The sequence below is a fragment of the Streptomyces sp. NBC_00091 genome, from assembly GCF_026343185.1.
In the GTDB taxonomy this organism is placed as follows: Bacteria; Actinomycetota; Actinomycetes; order Streptomycetales; family Streptomycetaceae; genus Streptomyces.
The window spans coordinates 3,352,554-3,369,051 of sequence record NZ_JAPEMA010000001.1 but is presented as its reverse complement, the minus strand read 5'-3'; the positions used below and the strand labels follow the sequence as shown (position 1 = coordinate 3,369,051).

The 16,498-nt window shown below is 72.5% G+C and carries 14 protein-coding genes; 3 read left to right on the top strand and 11 right to left on the bottom strand.

Translation table 11 applies throughout. The features are described from left to right. Window positions 1–26 precede the first annotated feature (26 nt). The 4 genes from OOK34_RS15695 to OOK34_RS15680 form a co-directional block, all read right to left on the bottom strand. Window positions 27–1,190: a serine hydrolase domain-containing protein gene (locus OOK34_RS15695; protein WP_267034495.1), complete on the bottom strand. Its 1,164-nt coding sequence runs from the start codon at window positions 1,188–1,190 to the stop codon at window positions 27–29. 154 nt (window positions 1,191–1,344) lie between these two features. Beyond that, complete coding sequence (locus tag OOK34_RS15690) at window positions 1,345–2,142, bottom strand: energy-coupling factor ABC transporter ATP-binding protein (RefSeq protein ID WP_267034494.1); 798 nt, start codon at window positions 2,140–2,142, stop codon at window positions 1,345–1,347. Beyond that, a complete protein-coding gene (gene cbiQ / locus OOK34_RS15685; RefSeq protein ID WP_267034493.1) occupies window positions 2,139–2,900 on the bottom strand; it encodes a cobalt ECF transporter T component CbiQ in 762 nt (253 codons plus the stop codon). The genes OOK34_RS15690 and cbiQ overlap by 4 nt, the downstream gene beginning before the upstream one ends. Window position 2,901: 1 nt before the next feature. Further along, the gene (locus OOK34_RS15680) at window positions 2,902–3,963 is read right to left on the bottom strand and encodes an energy-coupling factor ABC transporter permease (protein WP_267034492.1); all 1,062 of its coding nucleotides are present in this window, start codon (window positions 3,961–3,963) and stop codon (window positions 2,902–2,904) included. A gap of 177 nt (window positions 3,964–4,140) precedes the next feature. Here OOK34_RS15680 and OOK34_RS15675 point away from each other — a divergent pair, with 177 nt between their 5' ends. Beyond that, a complete protein-coding gene (locus tag OOK34_RS15675) occupies window positions 4,141–4,575 on the top strand; it encodes an SsgA family sporulation/cell division regulator (RefSeq protein ID WP_267034491.1) in 435 nt (144 codons plus the stop codon). Window positions 4,576–4,664: 89 nt separating this feature from the next. On the opposite strand, the gene OOK34_RS15670 is transcribed toward OOK34_RS15675, so the two are convergent. Further along, window positions 4,665–6,866 (bottom strand): MMPL family transporter, encoded by a 2,202-nt coding sequence (locus OOK34_RS15670; RefSeq protein WP_267034490.1) that lies wholly within the window; start codon window positions 6,864–6,866, stop codon window positions 4,665–4,667. A 145-nt stretch (window positions 6,867–7,011) separates the two neighbouring features. Then, window positions 7,012–7,590, bottom strand: coding sequence for a TetR/AcrR family transcriptional regulator (locus OOK34_RS15665; protein WP_267036755.1), 579 nt, complete (start codon window positions 7,588–7,590; stop codon window positions 7,012–7,014). Window positions 7,591–7,778: 188 nt separating this feature from the next. Between OOK34_RS15665 and OOK34_RS15660 the strand changes: the two genes are divergently transcribed. Then, window positions 7,779–11,045 carry a S41 family peptidase gene (locus OOK34_RS15660; protein WP_267034489.1) on the top strand — a complete coding sequence of 1,089 codons (3,267 nt, stop codon included), beginning with the start codon at window positions 7,779–7,781 and terminating at the stop codon, window positions 11,043–11,045. Between the two features lie 78 nt (window positions 11,046–11,123). Here the strand turns inward: OOK34_RS15660 and OOK34_RS15655 are convergent, their stop codons facing one another. The 4 genes from OOK34_RS15655 to OOK34_RS15640 form a co-directional block, all read right to left on the bottom strand. Next, on the bottom strand, window positions 11,124–11,300 hold the full coding sequence (locus tag OOK34_RS15655) for a hypothetical protein (protein ID WP_267034488.1): 177 nt from the start codon (window positions 11,298–11,300) through the stop codon (window positions 11,124–11,126). 76 nt (window positions 11,301–11,376) lie between these two features. Next, window positions 11,377–12,261 carry an SDR family oxidoreductase gene (locus OOK34_RS15650; RefSeq protein WP_267034487.1) on the bottom strand — a complete coding sequence of 295 codons (885 nt, stop codon included), beginning with the start codon at window positions 12,259–12,261 and terminating at the stop codon, window positions 11,377–11,379. After that, the gene (locus tag OOK34_RS15645; RefSeq protein WP_267034486.1) at window positions 12,258–13,196 is read right to left on the bottom strand and encodes an alpha/beta fold hydrolase; all 939 of its coding nucleotides are present in this window, start codon (window positions 13,194–13,196) and stop codon (window positions 12,258–12,260) included. The genes OOK34_RS15650 and OOK34_RS15645 overlap by 4 nt, the downstream gene beginning before the upstream one ends. After that, entirely contained in the window at window positions 13,193–14,791 is a 1,599-nt protein-coding gene (locus OOK34_RS15640; protein WP_267034485.1) for an NAD(P)/FAD-dependent oxidoreductase, read from the bottom strand. Before OOK34_RS15640 ends, OOK34_RS15645 begins: the two co-directional genes overlap by 4 nt. 166 nt (window positions 14,792–14,957) lie before the next feature. On the opposite strand from OOK34_RS15640, the gene OOK34_RS15635 reads away from it, so the two are divergent. Beyond that, complete coding sequence (locus tag OOK34_RS15635) at window positions 14,958–15,704, top strand: MerR family transcriptional regulator (protein ID WP_267034484.1); 747 nt, start codon at window positions 14,958–14,960, stop codon at window positions 15,702–15,704. On the opposite strand, the gene OOK34_RS15630 is transcribed toward OOK34_RS15635, so the two are convergent. Then, window positions 15,686–16,489 (bottom strand): exodeoxyribonuclease III, encoded by an 804-nt coding sequence (locus tag OOK34_RS15630; RefSeq protein WP_267034483.1) that lies wholly within the window; start codon window positions 16,487–16,489, stop codon window positions 15,686–15,688. The two genes, OOK34_RS15635 and OOK34_RS15630, sit on opposite strands and share 19 nt — an antisense overlap. Between the last annotated feature and the right edge of the window lie 9 nt (window positions 16,490–16,498).

Below are 16,498 nucleotides of genomic sequence, written 5' to 3'. Positions count from 1 at the left end.
GCCGGGCCGCGCGCCGGGCCCCCGCGTCAGAGGGCGGACCGCAGCGCCCGTACGAGGGCCTGCGCGCGCGGGTCGGCGGTGACCGACTTGGCGTGGGCGTTGGTGACGTAGCCGAAGCCGATGCCCGCCTCCGGGTCCGCGAAGGCGAGGGAGCCGCCGCGCCCCGGGTGGCCGAAGGAGGCCGGCGACAGCAGCGGTGACGCCGGCCCGTGCAGCATGTAGCCCGGGCCGAAGCGGGTGCCGACGACCAGCACCCGGTCGGGCCCGGACGCGAACTCCGTGCCGGCCAGCGCGGTGGTGGCCGGGGTGAAGATCCGCGCCCCGTCCTCCACCACGCCGATGGTCGCCGCGTAGAAGCGGGCCAGAGCGCGCGCCGTGCCGATCCCGGCCGAACCGGGCAGCTCGGCCGCCTGGTAGACGGGGTCGTTCTCGTCCGGCAGGGGGTCGATGGCCGCGAAGGCGCGGCGGGTGAGGGACTCCGGGTCGGCGTACGCCTCCGAAACGTTTCTCCTCGGCCGGGTCTTCAGCAGTCCCGCGCCCGGCGGCGGCTCGACCGGAGCCACCCGGCCCACCCGGTGCGCCTCGCCCTCCGGCAGGCCGATCCAGAAGTCCAGCCCCAGCGGCTCGGCCATCTCCTCCGCCAGGATCCCGCCGACCGTGCGGCCCGTCGCCCGCAGCACCAGCTCGGACACCAGCCAGCTGAAGGTCTGCGCGTGGTAGCCGTGCGCGGTGCCCGGTGCCCAGAAGGCCTGCTGCGCGGCGACGGCGCGCGCCCCGCTCACCCCGTCGGCGGCCTGCGCCATGGTGAGGCCGCGGTCCAGGGCGGGGACGCCGGCCTGGTGGGCGAGGAGGTGGCGGACCAGGGTCTTCTCCTTGCCGCCCGCCTTGAACTCCGGCCAGTACGAGCCCACCGGCGCGTCCAGGTCCAGCAGTCCGCGCTGGTGCAGCAGGAGCGGGACGGCCGCGGCCACGCCCTTGGTGGCGGAGCGCACCAGCGTCGCGGTGTCTTCGGCCCAGGGTTCCGAACGCTCGCCGTCCGCGTCCTTCGTACCGGCCCACAGGTCGACGACCTTGCGGCCGTCCCGGTACACGGCCACGGCCGCGCCCCGGTCCCCGAGGACCTCGAAATTGCGTACGAAAGCTTCGCGGACCGGCTCGAAGCCCTCCGCCACCGTCCCGTGGACATCCACGTCTGACTCCCAGCGCCCTGCCGCGACGCCCCGACGGCGCCTACGACAGGATGCAACGCCCGCCGGCCGGCCCTGCTTCCCGGGTCCCCCGCCGCAGGGCCGGCGCCGATCAGCGCGAGAGGCGCGTCACGACGAGCGCGTCAGGAGGGGCGCGTCAGGAGGGGCGCGTCACGACGGGCGAGCGCGGGTCGAAGCCGAACGGCAGCTCCAGCCGGTGCTCGCGCATCAGCACCTCGTCGCAGAGCAGCTCTCGCGTGCGCCCGTCGGCGGCGATGACCCCCTCGCTCAGGATCACCGAGCGCGGGCAGAGCTCCAGCGCGTACGGCAGGTCGTGGGTCACCATCAGCACGGTCACGTCCAGCGAGCGCAGGATGTCGGCCAGCTCGCGCCGCGAGGCCGGGTCCAGGTTGGAGGAGGGCTCGTCCAGCACGAGGATCTCCGGCCGCATCGCCAGTACGGTCGCCACCGCCACCCGGCGGCGCTGGCCGAAGGACAGGTGGTGCGGCGGCCGGTCGGCGAAGCCGGCCATGCCGACCAGCTCGAGGGCCTCCCGGACCCGCTCCTCCAGTTCCGCGCCCCGCAGGCCCGCCGCCGCCGGTCCGAAGGCCACGTCCTCCCGCACGGTCGGCATGAACAGCTGGTCGTCGGGGTCCTGGAAGACGATGCCGACCCGGCGCCGGATCTCGGCGAGGTTCCGCTTCTCCACCGGCAGCCCGGCCACGGCCACCGAGCCGACCCCGCCGCCCAGGATGCCGTTGAGGTGCAGCACGAGGGTGGTCTTGCCCGCGCCGTTGGGGCCGAGCAGGGCCACCCGCTCCCCCTGCCCGACGGTGAGGTCCACCCCGAAGAGGGCCTGGTGCCCGTCCGGATAGGCGTAGGCGACCCCGCGCACCTCCAGTGAGGGCGCGCAGGCGGCGGCGGAAGCGGAAGGGGAAGCGGAAGGAGACGTCACAGCGTCCAACCCATCAGACAGACGGCGAGCGCCGTCACCGGGAACACGGCCGAGTACGCCCACTGGGCGCGGGTGGCCGTAACGTCGTCGATCACCGGCATGGAGCCGGCGTAGCCGCGGCTGACCATCGCGAGGTAGACCCGCTCGCCGCGCTCGTAGGAGCGGATGAAGAGGGCGCCGGCCGTCTTGGCGAGCACCCCCCAGTGCCGGATCCCGCGTGCCTCGAACCCGCGCGAGCGGCGGGCGATGGACATGCGGCGCAGCTCGTCGGTGATGACGTCGCCGTACCGGATCATGAACGAGGCGATCTGCACCAGCAGCGGCGGGAGCTTGAGCCGCTGGAGGCCCAGCAGCAGGGCGCGCAGTTCGGTGGTGGAGGCGAGCAGCACGGAGGCGGCCACGCCGAGGGTGCCCTTGGCCAGGACGTTCCAGGCACCCCACAGGCCCGAGACGCTCAGCGACATGCCGAGTACGTCCACCCGTTCGCCCTGGGCCACGAAGGGCATGAGCACGGCGAAGAGGACGAACGGAACCTCGATCAGCAGCCGCCGCAGCAGGAAGCCGGCGGGGATCCGGGCCGCCGCCGCGACGGCGGCGACGAGGACCGCGTACCCGCCGAAGGCCCACATCGCCTCGCGCGGTGTGGACACGACGACGACCACGAACGCGAACGTCGCGGCGATCTTGCAGTGCGGCGGTAGCTCGTGCACGGGCGAGTGCCCGTGCCGGTAGAGCTTGTGCGCGTGCCCGGCTCCCATGTCAGCCGGCCGACGGAGCGGCCGTGGAGGCGGCGGTCAGGTCCTGGGCGCGGCGGCGGCGCACGGCCCAGAAGACGCCGGTGCCGACGGCGACGGTCGCGCCGACGCCGATGACGCCCGCGAGGCCGCCGGACAGGCGGGCGTCGGCGACGTCCTTGACTCCGTAGTCGGCGAGCGGGGAGTCGGCGGCGGCGTGCTCCTCGGCCTTGGCGTCGATGCCCTTGTCGGCGGCGACCTTCTCCAGGCCGTCGGGGCTGGCGGAGGCGTAGAAGGAGACGAAGCCGGCCAGTACGAGGGCGGTGACCAGGCCGGTCAGCCACACCTTCCGGGTGGAACGGGCAGCGGCGGGCACGGGGGCGGCCACGGGCGCCGGGGCGTCGACCAGCTCGCCGCCGACGCGCAGCTTCAGCGGGGCGGCCAGCCGGCGTGCGCCGTGCACCAGGTCGGGCCGTACGGCGATCACGGCGCCGACGGTCGCGGCGGTGATGGCGGCCTCGCCGATGCCGATGAGCACGTGGACGCCGACCATGGCGGTGACCACCTTGCCGATCGACACGTCGGTGGTGCCGCCGAGGGCGTAGAGGGCGGTGAAGGCGGCGGCTGCGGCGGGTACCGAGAGCAGGGCGCCGGCGAAGGCGGCGACGGTGACCGAGCGCCGGCCGGCGGGCAGCAGCCGCAGGAGCCCGCGGAAGACGGCGTAGGCGACGACCACGGTCACCACGGCCATGTTCAGGACGTTGACGCCGAGCGCGGTCAGGCCGCCGTCGGCGAAAAGGATGCCCTGCATCAGCAGGACGACGGAGACGCACAGCACGCCGGTGTACGGGCCGACGAGTATGGCGGCGAGGGCCCCTCCGAGGAGGTGGCCGCTGGTGCCGGCGGCGACGGGGAAGTTCAGCATCTGCACGGCGAAGATGAAGGCGGCGACGAGCCCGGCCAGCGGGGCGGTGCGCTCGTCGAGCTCGCGGCGGGCTCCGCGCAGGCTGACCGCGACAGCGGCGGCGGCCGCTACTCCTGCGGCCACCGAGACGGGTGTGTTGATGAATCCGTCGGGCACATGCATGGAGAAGCTCCGCTTCCTCTTTCTCGTACGAGTCTTTAGCCGTTTAAGAGTAGTGCCCAGTTGCAAATGGTTGGCAAGAGCATCTGGGTCACAAATAGATCCGTGCGCTCTCGTCGGAATGTGCGAGGCTGGACGGACAAACGGACGTAAATGTTCCGATTTTGAGGAGTCTTGTCGATGTCAGCCACCGCCGAGAATCCACCAGCGACCGCACGCGCCGCCGGCGGCACCACTGCGACCGCCACCGCCACCGCCGTCGAGGAGCGGGTGCGCGCCCGCGTGATCACCGACGACCCCCTCTACCGGGCCATTCCGGTGGCCCTGCGCTTCACCCCCGACGAGCCGCTGGCCGTACGCATCGTCTTCCCCGCCGGGCTGTCCCCCGAGGGCACCGACAACGAGTGGGTCTTCCCCCTCGCCCTCCTGGAGGCCGGCCTGCTGGCCCCCTCCGGGAGCGGGGACGTACGCGTCTGGCCCTGCGGCCGCGTTCAGGCGGTGGTCGAGTTCCACTCCCCCGAGGGTGTCGCCGTCGTCCAGTTCGACATCGCCGCGCTGCGCCGCTTCCTGCGCCGTACGTACGCCACCGCCACCGCCACCACCCGGAAGGCGTAGCGGAACGCACCCGGCCCCGCACCTGGGGTTCCAGATGCGGGGCCGGGTCCCACCGCGCGTGCGGCGGGGTCGGGTCAGGTCGGGTCAGGTCAGGCGTTGACCAGCTCGCGCTGCTTGTCGGGGTCCTCCGGGGACGTCCCGGCCTCACCGAGGTGCTTGCGCAGGCTCTCGCCCTCCACGTCCACGTTCGGCAGCAGCCGGTCCAGCCAGCCCGGCAGCCACCAGGCCTTGTGGCCGAGCAGTGCCAGCACCGCCGGGACGATGGCCATGCGGACCACGAAGGCGTCGAAGAGGACGGCGACGGCCAGACCGAAGCCGATCATCTTGACCATCGAATCACTGGCGCCCATGAAGCCGGAGAAGACGGCGATCATGATGACGGCCGCGGCCACGACCACGCGGGCGCTGTACTGGAAGCCGGTCACCACGGCCTGGCCCGGGCGCTCGCCGTGGACGTACGCCTCCCGCATGCGGGTGACCAGGAAGACCTCGTAGTCCATGGCCAGGCCGAAGACCACGCCCACCATGAAGATCGGCATCATCGACATGATCGGTCCGGTCTGCTCCACCCCGAAGAGCGAGCCGAGCCAGCCCCACTGGAAGACCGCGACGACCGCGCCGAGGGCGGCGACGACCGACAGCAGGAAGCCGAGGGCCGCCTTGAGCGGGACCAGGACCGAGCGGAAGACCAGCATCAGCAGCAGGAAGGCGAGGCCGACGACGAGCGCCAGGTAGGGCAGCAGCGCGTCGTTCATCTTCTGCGAGAAGTCGATGTTCATCGCGGTCTGGCCGCTGACGAACACGTCCTTGCCGTTGCCCTCGCGGATCGAGTGGACCAGGTCCTCGGTCTCGACGGAGGACGGCCGGTCCTTCGGGATCACGCTGACGATCGCGGCGTCCTTGGCCTCGTTCTGGAGCGGGGGCATCACGGCCGCCACCCCTTCCAGGCCCTTGATCCGGTCGGCGGTGCGGTCGGCCAGCGCCTTGTCACCGTCGACGACCACCATCAGCGGACCGTTGAAGCCGGGGCCGAAGCCCTCGGACAGCATGTCGTACGCCTTGCGCTGGCTGGTGGAGACCGGCTTGGCGCCGTCGTCCGGCAGGCCCATCTCCAGCTTGCTCGCCGGGATCGCGATGACGCCGAGGCCGATCACGCCCGCGAGCAGCACCATGACGGGGCGGCGCAGGACGAAGCGGGCCCAGCGGGTGCCGCCGTTGGCCTTGGGCTCGGCGCCGGCCGGGCGGCCCTTGCCGAACAGCCGGCTCTTCTCGCCCGCGGGCAGCACCTTCTTGCCCGCGAAGCCCAGGATCGCCGGGACCAGCGTCAGGGCGACGAGCACCGCGATGACCACCGTTCCGGCGGCCGCGACACCCATCTTGGTCAGCATCGGGATGTTGACGACGGCCAGGCCCACCAGGGCGATGACCACGGTCAGACCGGCGAAGACCACGGCGGAGCCGGCGGTTCCGGCGGCCCGGCCGGCGGCCTCGTCGCGCTCACGGCCCTCGGCGAGCTCCACGCGGTAGCGGGAGACGATGAAGAGCGCGTAGTCGATGCCGACCGCCAGGCCGATCATCATCGCGAGGGTGGAGGTGGTGGTGCCGAGGTCCAGCACGTTGGCGAGCGCGGTGATCGAGGAGACGCCGATGCCGACGCCGATCAGCGCGGTCAGCAGCGGCAGCCCGGCGGCGATCAGCGAGCCGAAGGTGATGACGAGGACGATCCCGGCGATCAGGATGCCGATGGCCTCGCCGGAGCCCGTCTCGGGGGCCTCCATCAGCGCGTCGCCGCCGATCTCCACCTGGAGGCCGGCCTTCTGGGCGTCGTGCCCGGAGTCCTTGAGCGCCTCGCGGGTGTCGTCCTTCAGCTCCATGCCGCTGACCTTGTACTTGACGCTGATGTAGGTGGTGGAGCCGTCCTGGCTCACCGCCTGCGTCTGGTACGGGTCGTCGACGGTGGCGACCTGCTCGGCGCCCGCGCCGTTCTTCAGGCCGGAGATGAGCTTCTCGACCTCGGTCTTGGTGCCCGGGTCGGTGACCTTGGCGCCGGCCGGGGCCTTGACGACGATGCGGGCTGTGGCGCCGTCGGCGGACATGCCCGGGAACTTCTTGTCCAGCAGGTCGAAGGCCTTCTGGGCCTCCGTGCCGGGTATCGAGAACGATCCGGAGGTGGGCGCGGAGGCCGTCGCGGCGCCGAAGCCCGCGGCGACGAGCAGCGCCACCCATACGAGGGCGACCAGGCCGCGGCGCCTGAAGGCACCGCGTCCGAGCCGGTAGAGGAAGGTGGCCACGTCGTGGTTCTCCCGTTTCAGGTCGTGGGATGGATCCGGGACGGATCAGGGCGTGGAAAGCCGGCCCGACGACGAGAGCGGCGTGTCAGGAGCAGCAGGAAGGGCGTTCTGTTCTGGGGAGACGGAACTTCTGGGGAGACGGACCTCAGACGCCGAGGGCGGGGAAGACGACGGCGTCGATGAACTCGCCGAGGAAGGCCCGGTCGACGGACCGGTCCTCGATCAGCGGGAGTGCGATGAAGGCCCCGATGAGCATGTGCGGTACGAAGTCCAGCGCCGGGCAGTCCGGCCGGATCTCGCCCCGCTCCACGCCGCGCCGGAGCATCGCCTGGAGACCGTTGATCTCCGGGTCGACCAGCAGGTCGCGCAGCGCCCGGTGCAGCTCCGGGCTCTCGTGGACGGCATGGGCCAGGCCCCGCATCAGGGCGGTGTCCTTGGCCATCTGCGCGTCGTCCGAGCACTCGACCATCCGTGCGAAGTCGCCGCGCAGGGTGCCCGTGTCGATCTCCCGGAGGGAGACCGGCTGGGTACATCGCAGGGCCTTGGCGACCAGCTCCGGCTTGCTCCCCCACTGGCGGTAGAGGGTGGCCTTGCTGGACTTCGTACGGGCGGCGACCGCGTCCATGGTCAGCGCCTCGTAGCCGACCTCCCGCAGGAGGTCGAGGACCGCCCCATGGAGTTCGGCCTCCCGCTCGGGGGTGATCCGGCTGCGCCGAGCCGACATGACGTCGGTCACCCGGCAGCTTCCTTTGATCACGACCACCTCCGAACGAAACGGTTTCGTACTCCTCAGAGACTACCCCCACGACTAACGAAACGAAACCGTTCCGTTTCGCTGGGACAGTGGTGTGGGTCACTCCTGGCTCACCTGTACGAGTTGCCGGGCCCCCCTGGCGCGGAAAGCATTGTGGGGTGAGTCACGACGTCGCGTACCTCCGCTTCCCGCACCTGCACGACGACCTGCTGTGTTTCGCCACCGAGGACGACCTCTGGGTCGCCCCCCTGGTCCCCGAGGGCCAGACTCCGGGCCGGGCCTGGCGGATCACCGTCGACCGCACCCGGGTCGGCCACCCGCGCTTCTCCCCGGACGGACGGCACATCGCCTTCACCACCTGGCGCAGTCTCGACCCCGAGATCCACCTCGCCCCCGTGGACGGCGGCCCCGCCCGCCGGCTCAGCTACTGGGGCTCCACCGACACCCGGGTCTGCGGCTGGGACCCGGACGGCAACATCCTGGCCGTGTCCTCGCACGGACAGCCCTTCTCGTACTACTCCTGGGCCTACAAACTGCCCACCGACGGCAGCCCCGGCGGCCGCCTGCCCTGGGGCCCGGTCTCCGACCTCCAGGTCGCCGACGCCGACGGCGAGCACCGCAGCCTGCTGCTGACCGGCAAGCCCCCGCACGAACCCGCCGCCTGGAAGCGGTACCGGGGCGGCGCCACCGGCCGGCTCTGGCTGCACGGACGGCGGCTGCTGGAGGACATCGAGGGCCACCTCGAATCGCCGATGTTCGTGGACGGGCGGATCGCCTTCCTCTCCGACCACGAGGGCATCGGCAACCTCTACTCCTGCCTGCCCGACGGCACCGGCCTGCGCCGCCACACCGACCACGGCGAGTTCTACGCCCGGCACGCCTCCAGCGACGGCTCCCGCGTGGTCTACCAGTGCGCCGGCGACATCTGGCTCGTGGACTCCCTCGCCGAGGGCGCCTCCCCGCGCAAGCTCCCGGTCCGCCTCGGCGGCCCGCGCGCGGGGCGGCGTACGTACCAGGTGCCCGCCGCCAGCAATGTCGACTCGCTGTCCGTGGACACCACCGGGCGGGCCAGCGCCGTCGTCGTACGCGGCAGCCTGTACTGGCTCACCCACCGCGACGGCCCGGCCCGCACCATCGCGGACACCCCGGGCGTACGGGTCCGGCTGCCCGAGATGCTCGGCAGCGGCGGCCAGGTCGCCTACGTCACCGACGCCGAGGGCGAGGACGCGATCGAGATCGCCTACCTCCCCCGCGCCTCCGGGGACCGCGAACCGCGCCGGCTCGCCTCGGGCGACCTGGGCCGGGTGACGGAACTGCTGGCCGACCCCGCCGGGGAGCGGCTCGCCATCGCCTCCAACGACGGGCGGCTGCTGCTGCTCGACGCGACGGAGGAGTCCAACGGGGAGGTCACCGAACTCATCCGGTCCATCAACGGGCCCGTCACCGACCTCGCCTTCTCCCCCGACGGCTACTGGCTGACCTGGTCGCACCCGGGCATCGGGCGCTCGCTGCGGCAGATCAAGATGGCCCGGATCTCCGGGCCCGGCGCACGCGTCATCGTCGACGTCACCAACGGCCGGTTCGAGGATGAAAACCCGGTTTTCACGCGGGACGGCCGTTACCTCGCGTTTCTGTCCTGGCGCGGTTTCGACCCGGTGTACGACGTCCACACCGGCGACCTGTCCTTCCCGCTGGGCTGCCGCCCGTACCTGGTGCCGCTCTCCTCGGCCACCCCCTCCCCCTTCGCCTTCTCCCCCGACGGCCGCCCCGCCGCGGGCGGACTCGACCCGGTGGAAGGGGAGTCCGGCGAGGGCGACGGCACGGTGACCGTGGAGGTGGAGGGCCTGGAGAGCCGGGTCACCCCCTTCCCCGTCTCGGCGTCGAAGTACTCGGCCCTCTCCCCCGTACACGGCGGCGGACTGGTCTGGCTGCGCTGGCCCATCTCGGGCGCGCTCGGCGAGACCTTCGCCAACCCGGCCGACACCAGCGGCAAGCCCACGCTGGAGCACTTCGACATGACCAAGGCCCGCAAGACCGAACTGGCCTCCGGGCTGGACTGGTTCGCGGTCAGCGGCGACGGCACCCGCCTCGTCGTCAACGACGACGGCGACCTGCGCGCCGTCCCGGCGACCGAGTCGGGCGACGGGGACTCCACCGTCTACCTCGACCTGCGGCGCATCCTGCACGAGGCGGACCCGGCGGCCGAGTGGCGCCAGGCCTTCGAGGAGGCCGGACGGCTCATCCAGGCGTACTTCTGGGAGCCGAAGATGTGCGGCATCGACTGGGCCGGCGTGCTGCGCCAGTACCGCCCCCTGGTCGAACGGGTGGCCTCCCCCGACGAGTTCGCCGACCTGCTGCGCGAGGTGCTCGGCGAACTCGGCACCTCGCACGCGTACGTCTCCCCCGCGCGCCGCAACGAGGGACCGCCCCACTACCAGCGGGCCATCGGGCTGCTCGGCGCCAACCTCGTGCACCGGGAGGAGGGGTGGGTCGTCAAACGGATCCTGCCCGGTGAGTCCTCCGACTCCAAGGCCCGCTCCCCGCTCGCGGGCACCGGCATCCGCGAGGGCGCGGTCCTCACCCACGTCGACGGCCGGCCGGTGGACCCGGTGGCCGGCCCCTACCCGCTGCTCTCGGCGGCCGGCGGCACCACCGTCGAGCTCACCTTCCAGCCCGCCGAGGGCGAGGGCCGGGCCCGGCGGGTCGCGGTCGTCCCGCTGATCGACGAACGTCCGCTGCGCTACCAGGACTGGGTGTCCAAGCGCCGCGCCGTGGTCCGGGAGGTCAGTGGCGGCCGCTGCGGCTACCTGCACATCCCCGACATGGGCGGCTCGGGCTGGGCGCAGTTCAACCGCGATCTGCGCATGGAGATGTCCCGGCCCGCGCTGATCGTGGACGTACGCGGCAACGCGGGCGGGCACATCAGCGAACTGGTGGTGGAGAAGCTCACCCGTTCGATCCTCGGCTGGGACCTGACGCGCAACGCGCAGCCGGTCTCGTACGCGTCGAACGCGCCCCGGGGCCCGATCGTGGCGCTGGCCGACGAGGCGACCTCCTCCGACGGGGACATGATCACCGCCGCGTTCAAACTGCTGGGCCTGGGCCCGGTGGTGGGCCAGCGCACCTGGGGCGGGGTGGTCGGGATGACCGGCCGGCACACCCTGGGCGACGGGACGGTGATCACGGTGCCGATGAACGCCGCCTGGTTCCCGGAGTACGGCTGGTCGGTGGAGAACCACGGCGTGGAGCCGGACCTCGCGATCCTGCGCACCCCGCTCGACTGGGCGGAGGGGCGGCACGCGCAGCTGGACGACGCCGTGCACCTGGCGCTGGAGCTGCTGGAGCAGGACCCGGCCGCCGTGCCGCCCGGCTACACGGACGTACCGGACCGCCGGCGTCCAGCGCTCCCCCCGCGGGGGGAGTAGGGGGCATGCGGAAGGGGCGCGATCCGCTGGATGCATCCAGCGGATCGCGCCCCTCGGCGCTGCGTGCGTCCGTCTGCGTCAGGTCCGGTCGTCGAGTTCGTCCTTGATGTCGTCGAGCGACGTCGGCCTCGAGTCCTTCTTCTGCTTCGCCTTGGCGGTGCGCTCGGCCATCTCGTCCTTCGCGCCCTGCTTGGCCTTCTCTGCCCGGTCCTTGATCTCGTTCGCCTTGTCCTGGAACTGGTCCTTGATACCCATGCTTTTCACTCCATGCGGGGTGTCGGTGGTTGGGCCTCGACCAGACTGACACGGGGCGACAAAGCACGCATTTCGATCAGCTCCGCCGGGAGCGCTCCTGTTCGTCGGCCGCCCCGCCCGCCCCCACGAGTCCCTTGGAGACGGCGGCGAGCCGCGGTTCGAACCGCCTCATCTCGCGCTGTCCGGATGCCGCGATCGCCGCGGGCAGGTAGCCGCGCACGCCCTGCATGCCGCGCAGCCACCACTGGGCGTACACGTGCGCCGAGCGCCGTTCGATCCCGGCGACGATCCGGTCGACGGCCGGGCCCAGCGGGTAGGTGCGGTTCGCGGGCCACGGCAGCCGCCGGCGCAGCTCGCGCATCACCTCGTCCTGGTCGGCGCCGCGCACCATGTCGGTGTCGGTCCAGGAGAGGTAGCCGACGCCCACCTTGACGCCCTTGTAGCCGACCTCGGCGCGCAGGCTGTGGGCGAAGGCCTCGACGCCGGCCTTGGAGGCGCAGTACGCCGTCATCATCGGCGCCGGGGTGATCGCGGCGAGCGAGGCGATCTGTAGGAAGTAGCCGCGACTTTCCATTAGCACCGGCAGGAAGGCGCGGGCGGTGACGGCCCCGCCGATCAGGTTGACCTCGATGACGCGCCGCCAGGCCACGGGGTCGGAGTCCCCGAAGGGCCCGCCGGCGGCGACGCCCGCGTTGGCGACGACTATGTCGACTTTTCCGAACCGCTGCTTGACCTCCTGCGCGACCCGGGCCATCGCCTCGTGGTCGGTGACGTCGGCGTGCCAGTGGTCGCTGTCGGTGTGCAGCCGCTCGGAGACCTCCTTGAGCGCCTCCGGCTCCAGGCCCACCAGGGCGATCTTGGCCCCGCGCGCGGACAGCTTGCGGGCGAGGAGTTCGCCGACCCCGCGGGCGGCGCCGGTGACGACGGCGACCTGGCCTTCCAGACTCCTGCGAGCGCTCATGCGGTCTTCTCCTTCTCGTCCTCGGTCGTCTTGGCGGTCAGGTACCGGTCCGTCAGCTCGCGCACGGCGTTGGTGACGGCCTCGGGCGCCTCGACGGGAGTCATGTGGCCCATGCCGGTGAGTTCGGTCAGGCCCACGCAGTTCGGCAGGGCGGCCGCGAGCCACCGGGCGTGCACGACCGGGGTGAGCCGGTCGTCCTTGCCCGCGATGACGGCGGTGGGCACGGTCAGCCGGGCCAGTTCGGCGTCCAGGTCCAGCCCGGCCAGCACCTGGGACCAGGCGTGGCGCACCCCGGTGGGGCAGGCGTGCACGATACGGGCGCAGGCCTCCACCCGGTCCGGCGCGGAGCCGGGGCCCATGGTGGCGTACTTGAGCACCGCGCGGGTGACGGGGGTGACGGGCCCGAGCGGGGCGCGGGCGCCGAGCACGGCACGTGTCGTACGGGTCCTCGCGCGCCCGGGGCGCAGTGGCAGCACGGTCGCCTCCGCGACCAGCCGCGAGCTGCCGGTGCTGCACAACAGGGCGGCCGCGGCGTGCTCGGCGAACTCGGGGCGGCCGGCGGCGGCCATGACGGTCATGCCGCCCATGGAGTGCCCGGCGATGATGGCCCGCTCGCCGGGGGCGAGGGCGGCCCCCAGCACGGCGGCCAGGTCGTCGGCGAGGGCGGTGGTGCTGTAGGCGGCGGCCGCCGGGCTGCGGCCGTGGCCGCGCTGGTCGTAGGCGATGACCCGGTGGTCGCGCGCCAGGTCCCGTATCTGCGCCGCCCAGAAGGCGGTGGAGCAGGTCCAGCCGTGGGAGAGCACCACCGCCGGGGCCCCTTCGGGTCCGTGCACCTCCACGTGCAGCCGGGCCCCGTCGGCGGAGACGGCGAGCAGTTCGCGGCCGGCGGCCGGGGGCGCGTACCGGCCGGCGGTGACGTGCGCCGGCCGGCTCATGCCGCACCCTCGGCCGGGGCGGCGGGGACGGCCGCGGCGACCGGGGCGGCTGCGGCGGCTGCGGCGGCTGCGGCGGCGGCGGCCGGGACGCGGCCGCGCTCGCGCACCCGTACGACCTCGTACTCGGACAGGTCGACCGTGCGGGTCTCGCGGCGGAACTCCCCGGTCGTCCCCGGCCAGACCGTGGTGTTGCGGCCCTGGGAATCCAGGTACCAGCTGGTGCAGCCGCCGGTGTTCCACACGGTCCGCTCCATCCGTGCCTGGACCTGCCGGTTCCACTGGTTCACGGCGGAGGGCCGGGCCGCGAGGGCGGTGCGCCCGCCCAGGCTGCTGCCGTCGAGGAGGGTGAGCTGGCGCAGGTAGTCCGCCATGTAGTTCAGCTGGGACTCGATCATCAGGATCATCGAGCTGTTCCCGAGGCCGGTGTTCGGGCCGATGATCGTCATCCAGTTCGGGAAGCCGGCCGCGGTCGCCCCGCGCAGCGCCTGCATCCCGTCCTTCCAGGCGTCCGCGAGGGTCTGTCCGTCGGCGCCCACCACCCGGTCGGCGATCGGCATGTCCGTGACGTGGAAGCCGGTGCCGAAGATGATCGCGTCCACCTCGGTCTCGGTCCCGTCGGCGGCGACGAGGACCGAGCCCCTGATCTCCTTGAGCCCGGAGTCGACCAGGTCCACGTCGGGCCGGGCCAGCGCCGGGTAGTACTCGCTGGAGAGCAGGATCCGCTTGCAGCCGATCCGGTACGAGGGCGTCAGCCTGGCCCGCAGCGCCGGGTCCTTGATCGAGCGCGCCATATTGGCCTTGGCCAGCGATTCGATCAGCCCGAGCTGGTTCGGCCGCTTGCAGAAGGCGCTGACCTGGAGCTCGCGGATCCCCCACAGCAGCCCGCGCCGGGCCGCCTGGGTGAAGGGCAGCTGCCGGTGCAGCCAGCGTTCGACGGCGCTTATGGCCCGGTCGGAGCGCGGCAGGACCCAGGGCGGGGTGCGCTGGAACAGCGTGAGCCGTTCCGCCTCGGGGGCGATGGCGGGCACGATCTGGATCGCGGAGGCACCCGTACCGATCATGGCGACGCGCTTGCCGCGCAGGTCGTAGTCGTGGTCCCAGCGCGCGGAGTGGAAGACCTTGCCGGGGAACTGCGCGAGCCCGGGGATCTCGGGCATCTTCGGGTCGGACAGCGGTCCGGTCGCCGACACCACGACGTCGGCGGTCAGCCCGCCCGCCGAGGTCTCGATCTCCCAGCGCAGCTCTTCCGCGTCCCAGCGCGTCATCAGGACCTCGTGGCCGAGCCGGATGTGCCGGCGCAGCCCGAAGGTGTCGGCCACGTGCTCCAGGTACGCGCGGATGGCCGGCTGCCCGGAGAAGGTCCGCGGCCAGTCGGGATTGGGTGCGAAGGAGAACGAGTACAGGTGCGAGGGCACGTCGCAGGCGCACCCGGGATAGCTGTTGTCGCGCCAGGTGCCGCCGACGGAGTCGGCCCGCTCGAGGACGACGAAGTCCGTGATCCCCTCGCGCCGCAGCCGCACGGCCGCCCCGAGCCCGCCGAAGCCGGACCCGATCACCGCCACCCGTACGTGCTCGCGCTGAACCGTGCCGCCCATGCCCGCCGCCTTCCGCACCGCAATCCGAACCGCAACGTTGCCAGCAATCACTGGCACAATCGGGAGGGTAGAGCAGCTCCGTACCCATGGGTAGGGGTCGCGCCCGGAAAGTTACTGCGGGTACGTCCCACAAGACACCCCCTAGGCTGCGCGTGTGGAGACACCGGTGACCAGAGAGGCGGAGCCCGCCGTGGAGCGCGAGTACCGGACGGAGGAACTGGCCGAGGCGGCCGGCATCCCGGTGCGCACCCTGCGCTTCTACCGCGAGCGCAAGCTGCTCCCGCCGCCCCGCCGCGAGGGCCGGATCGCCTGGTACGACGACCGGCACCTGGCCCGGCTGCGCACGATCGCCGCCCTGCTGGAACGCGGCCACACCCTCGGCGGCATCGCCGAGCTGACCGCCGCCTTCGAGAAGGGCCGCGACATGGGCCAGCTCGGCGAGCTGCTGGGCATCGGCTGGTCGGAGGAGACCCCGGTCCGGCTCTCGCCCGAGGACCTGGCCGACTACTTCGAGGGCGAGGTCACCCCGGAGAACCTGGCGGCCTCGCTCGACCTCGGCTACGTCGCCACCGACGGCGAGGAGCTCGTGCACGTCAGCCGGCGCCTGCTCGACGTCTCCTCGGCCCTGGTCCGCGAGGGCGTACCGCTCTCGGCGGTGCTGGAGACGGGCCGCCGGGTCCGCGAGCACGCGGACGCGCTGGCGGCCCTGTTCACCGAGCTGATCTCCGCCCACATCGGGCCGGACGCGATCGCGCGCCTGCGGCCGCTGGCCAAGAGCGTGGTCGAGGCGGAGCTGACGATGGCGATGGACCGCCTGCACCAGCAGCTCCCTCAGACCGCTCAGGCCCCCCGAACCCCTCCGGCCCCTCCGACCTCTCCCACCCCTTCGCCCCCTCAAGCACCCAGCTCGTAGACGACGGTCACCGGCGCGTGGTCCGACCAGCGCTCCGGGTGCGTCTCGGCGCGCTCGACGAAGGCCTTCACGGCCTTGGCGGCCAGCCCCGGGGTCGTGACCTGGAGGTCGATGCGCCAGCCGGCGTCGTTGTCGAAGGCCCGGCCCCGGTAGGACCACCAGGAGTACGGGCCCTCCGTCTCCGGGTGCAGCGCGCGCACGACGTCGACGTAACCGGCGTCCGCGTACACCTTCCCCAGCCACTCCCGCTCCTCGGGCAGGAAGCCCGCGTTCTTGCGGTTGGTCTTCCAGTTCTTGAGGTCGGCCTCCTGGTGGCAGATGTTCCAGTCACCGCACACCACGACCTCCCGCCCGTCGGCGGCGGCCCGCGCCTTCAGCGCCTGGAGGTAGGTGAGGAACTCCCCCATGAACCGGTACTTCTCGTCCTGCTTCTCGGTGCCGGCCTCCCCGGAGGGCAGGTACAGGCTGGCGACCGTGACCCCGGGCAGGTCGATCTCGATGTAACGCCCGCTCGTGTCGAACTCGTCACTCCCGAAGCCCACCTGCACCCGCTCGGGCGCCCGCCGCGTGTACAGCGCGACCCCGGCCCGCCCCTTGGCGGCGGCCGGCGCGAACACGGTGTGCCAGCCCTCGGGCTCCCTGGCCTCGGCCGGAATCTGCCCCTCCTCGGCCCGCACCTCCTGCAGGCAGACGACGTCGGCATCGGATCCGGCGAGCCACTCCACGAACCCCTTCTTGGCGGCGGCGCGGATCCCATTCACATTCACGGAGGTCACAGTGAGCATCCCTGCACC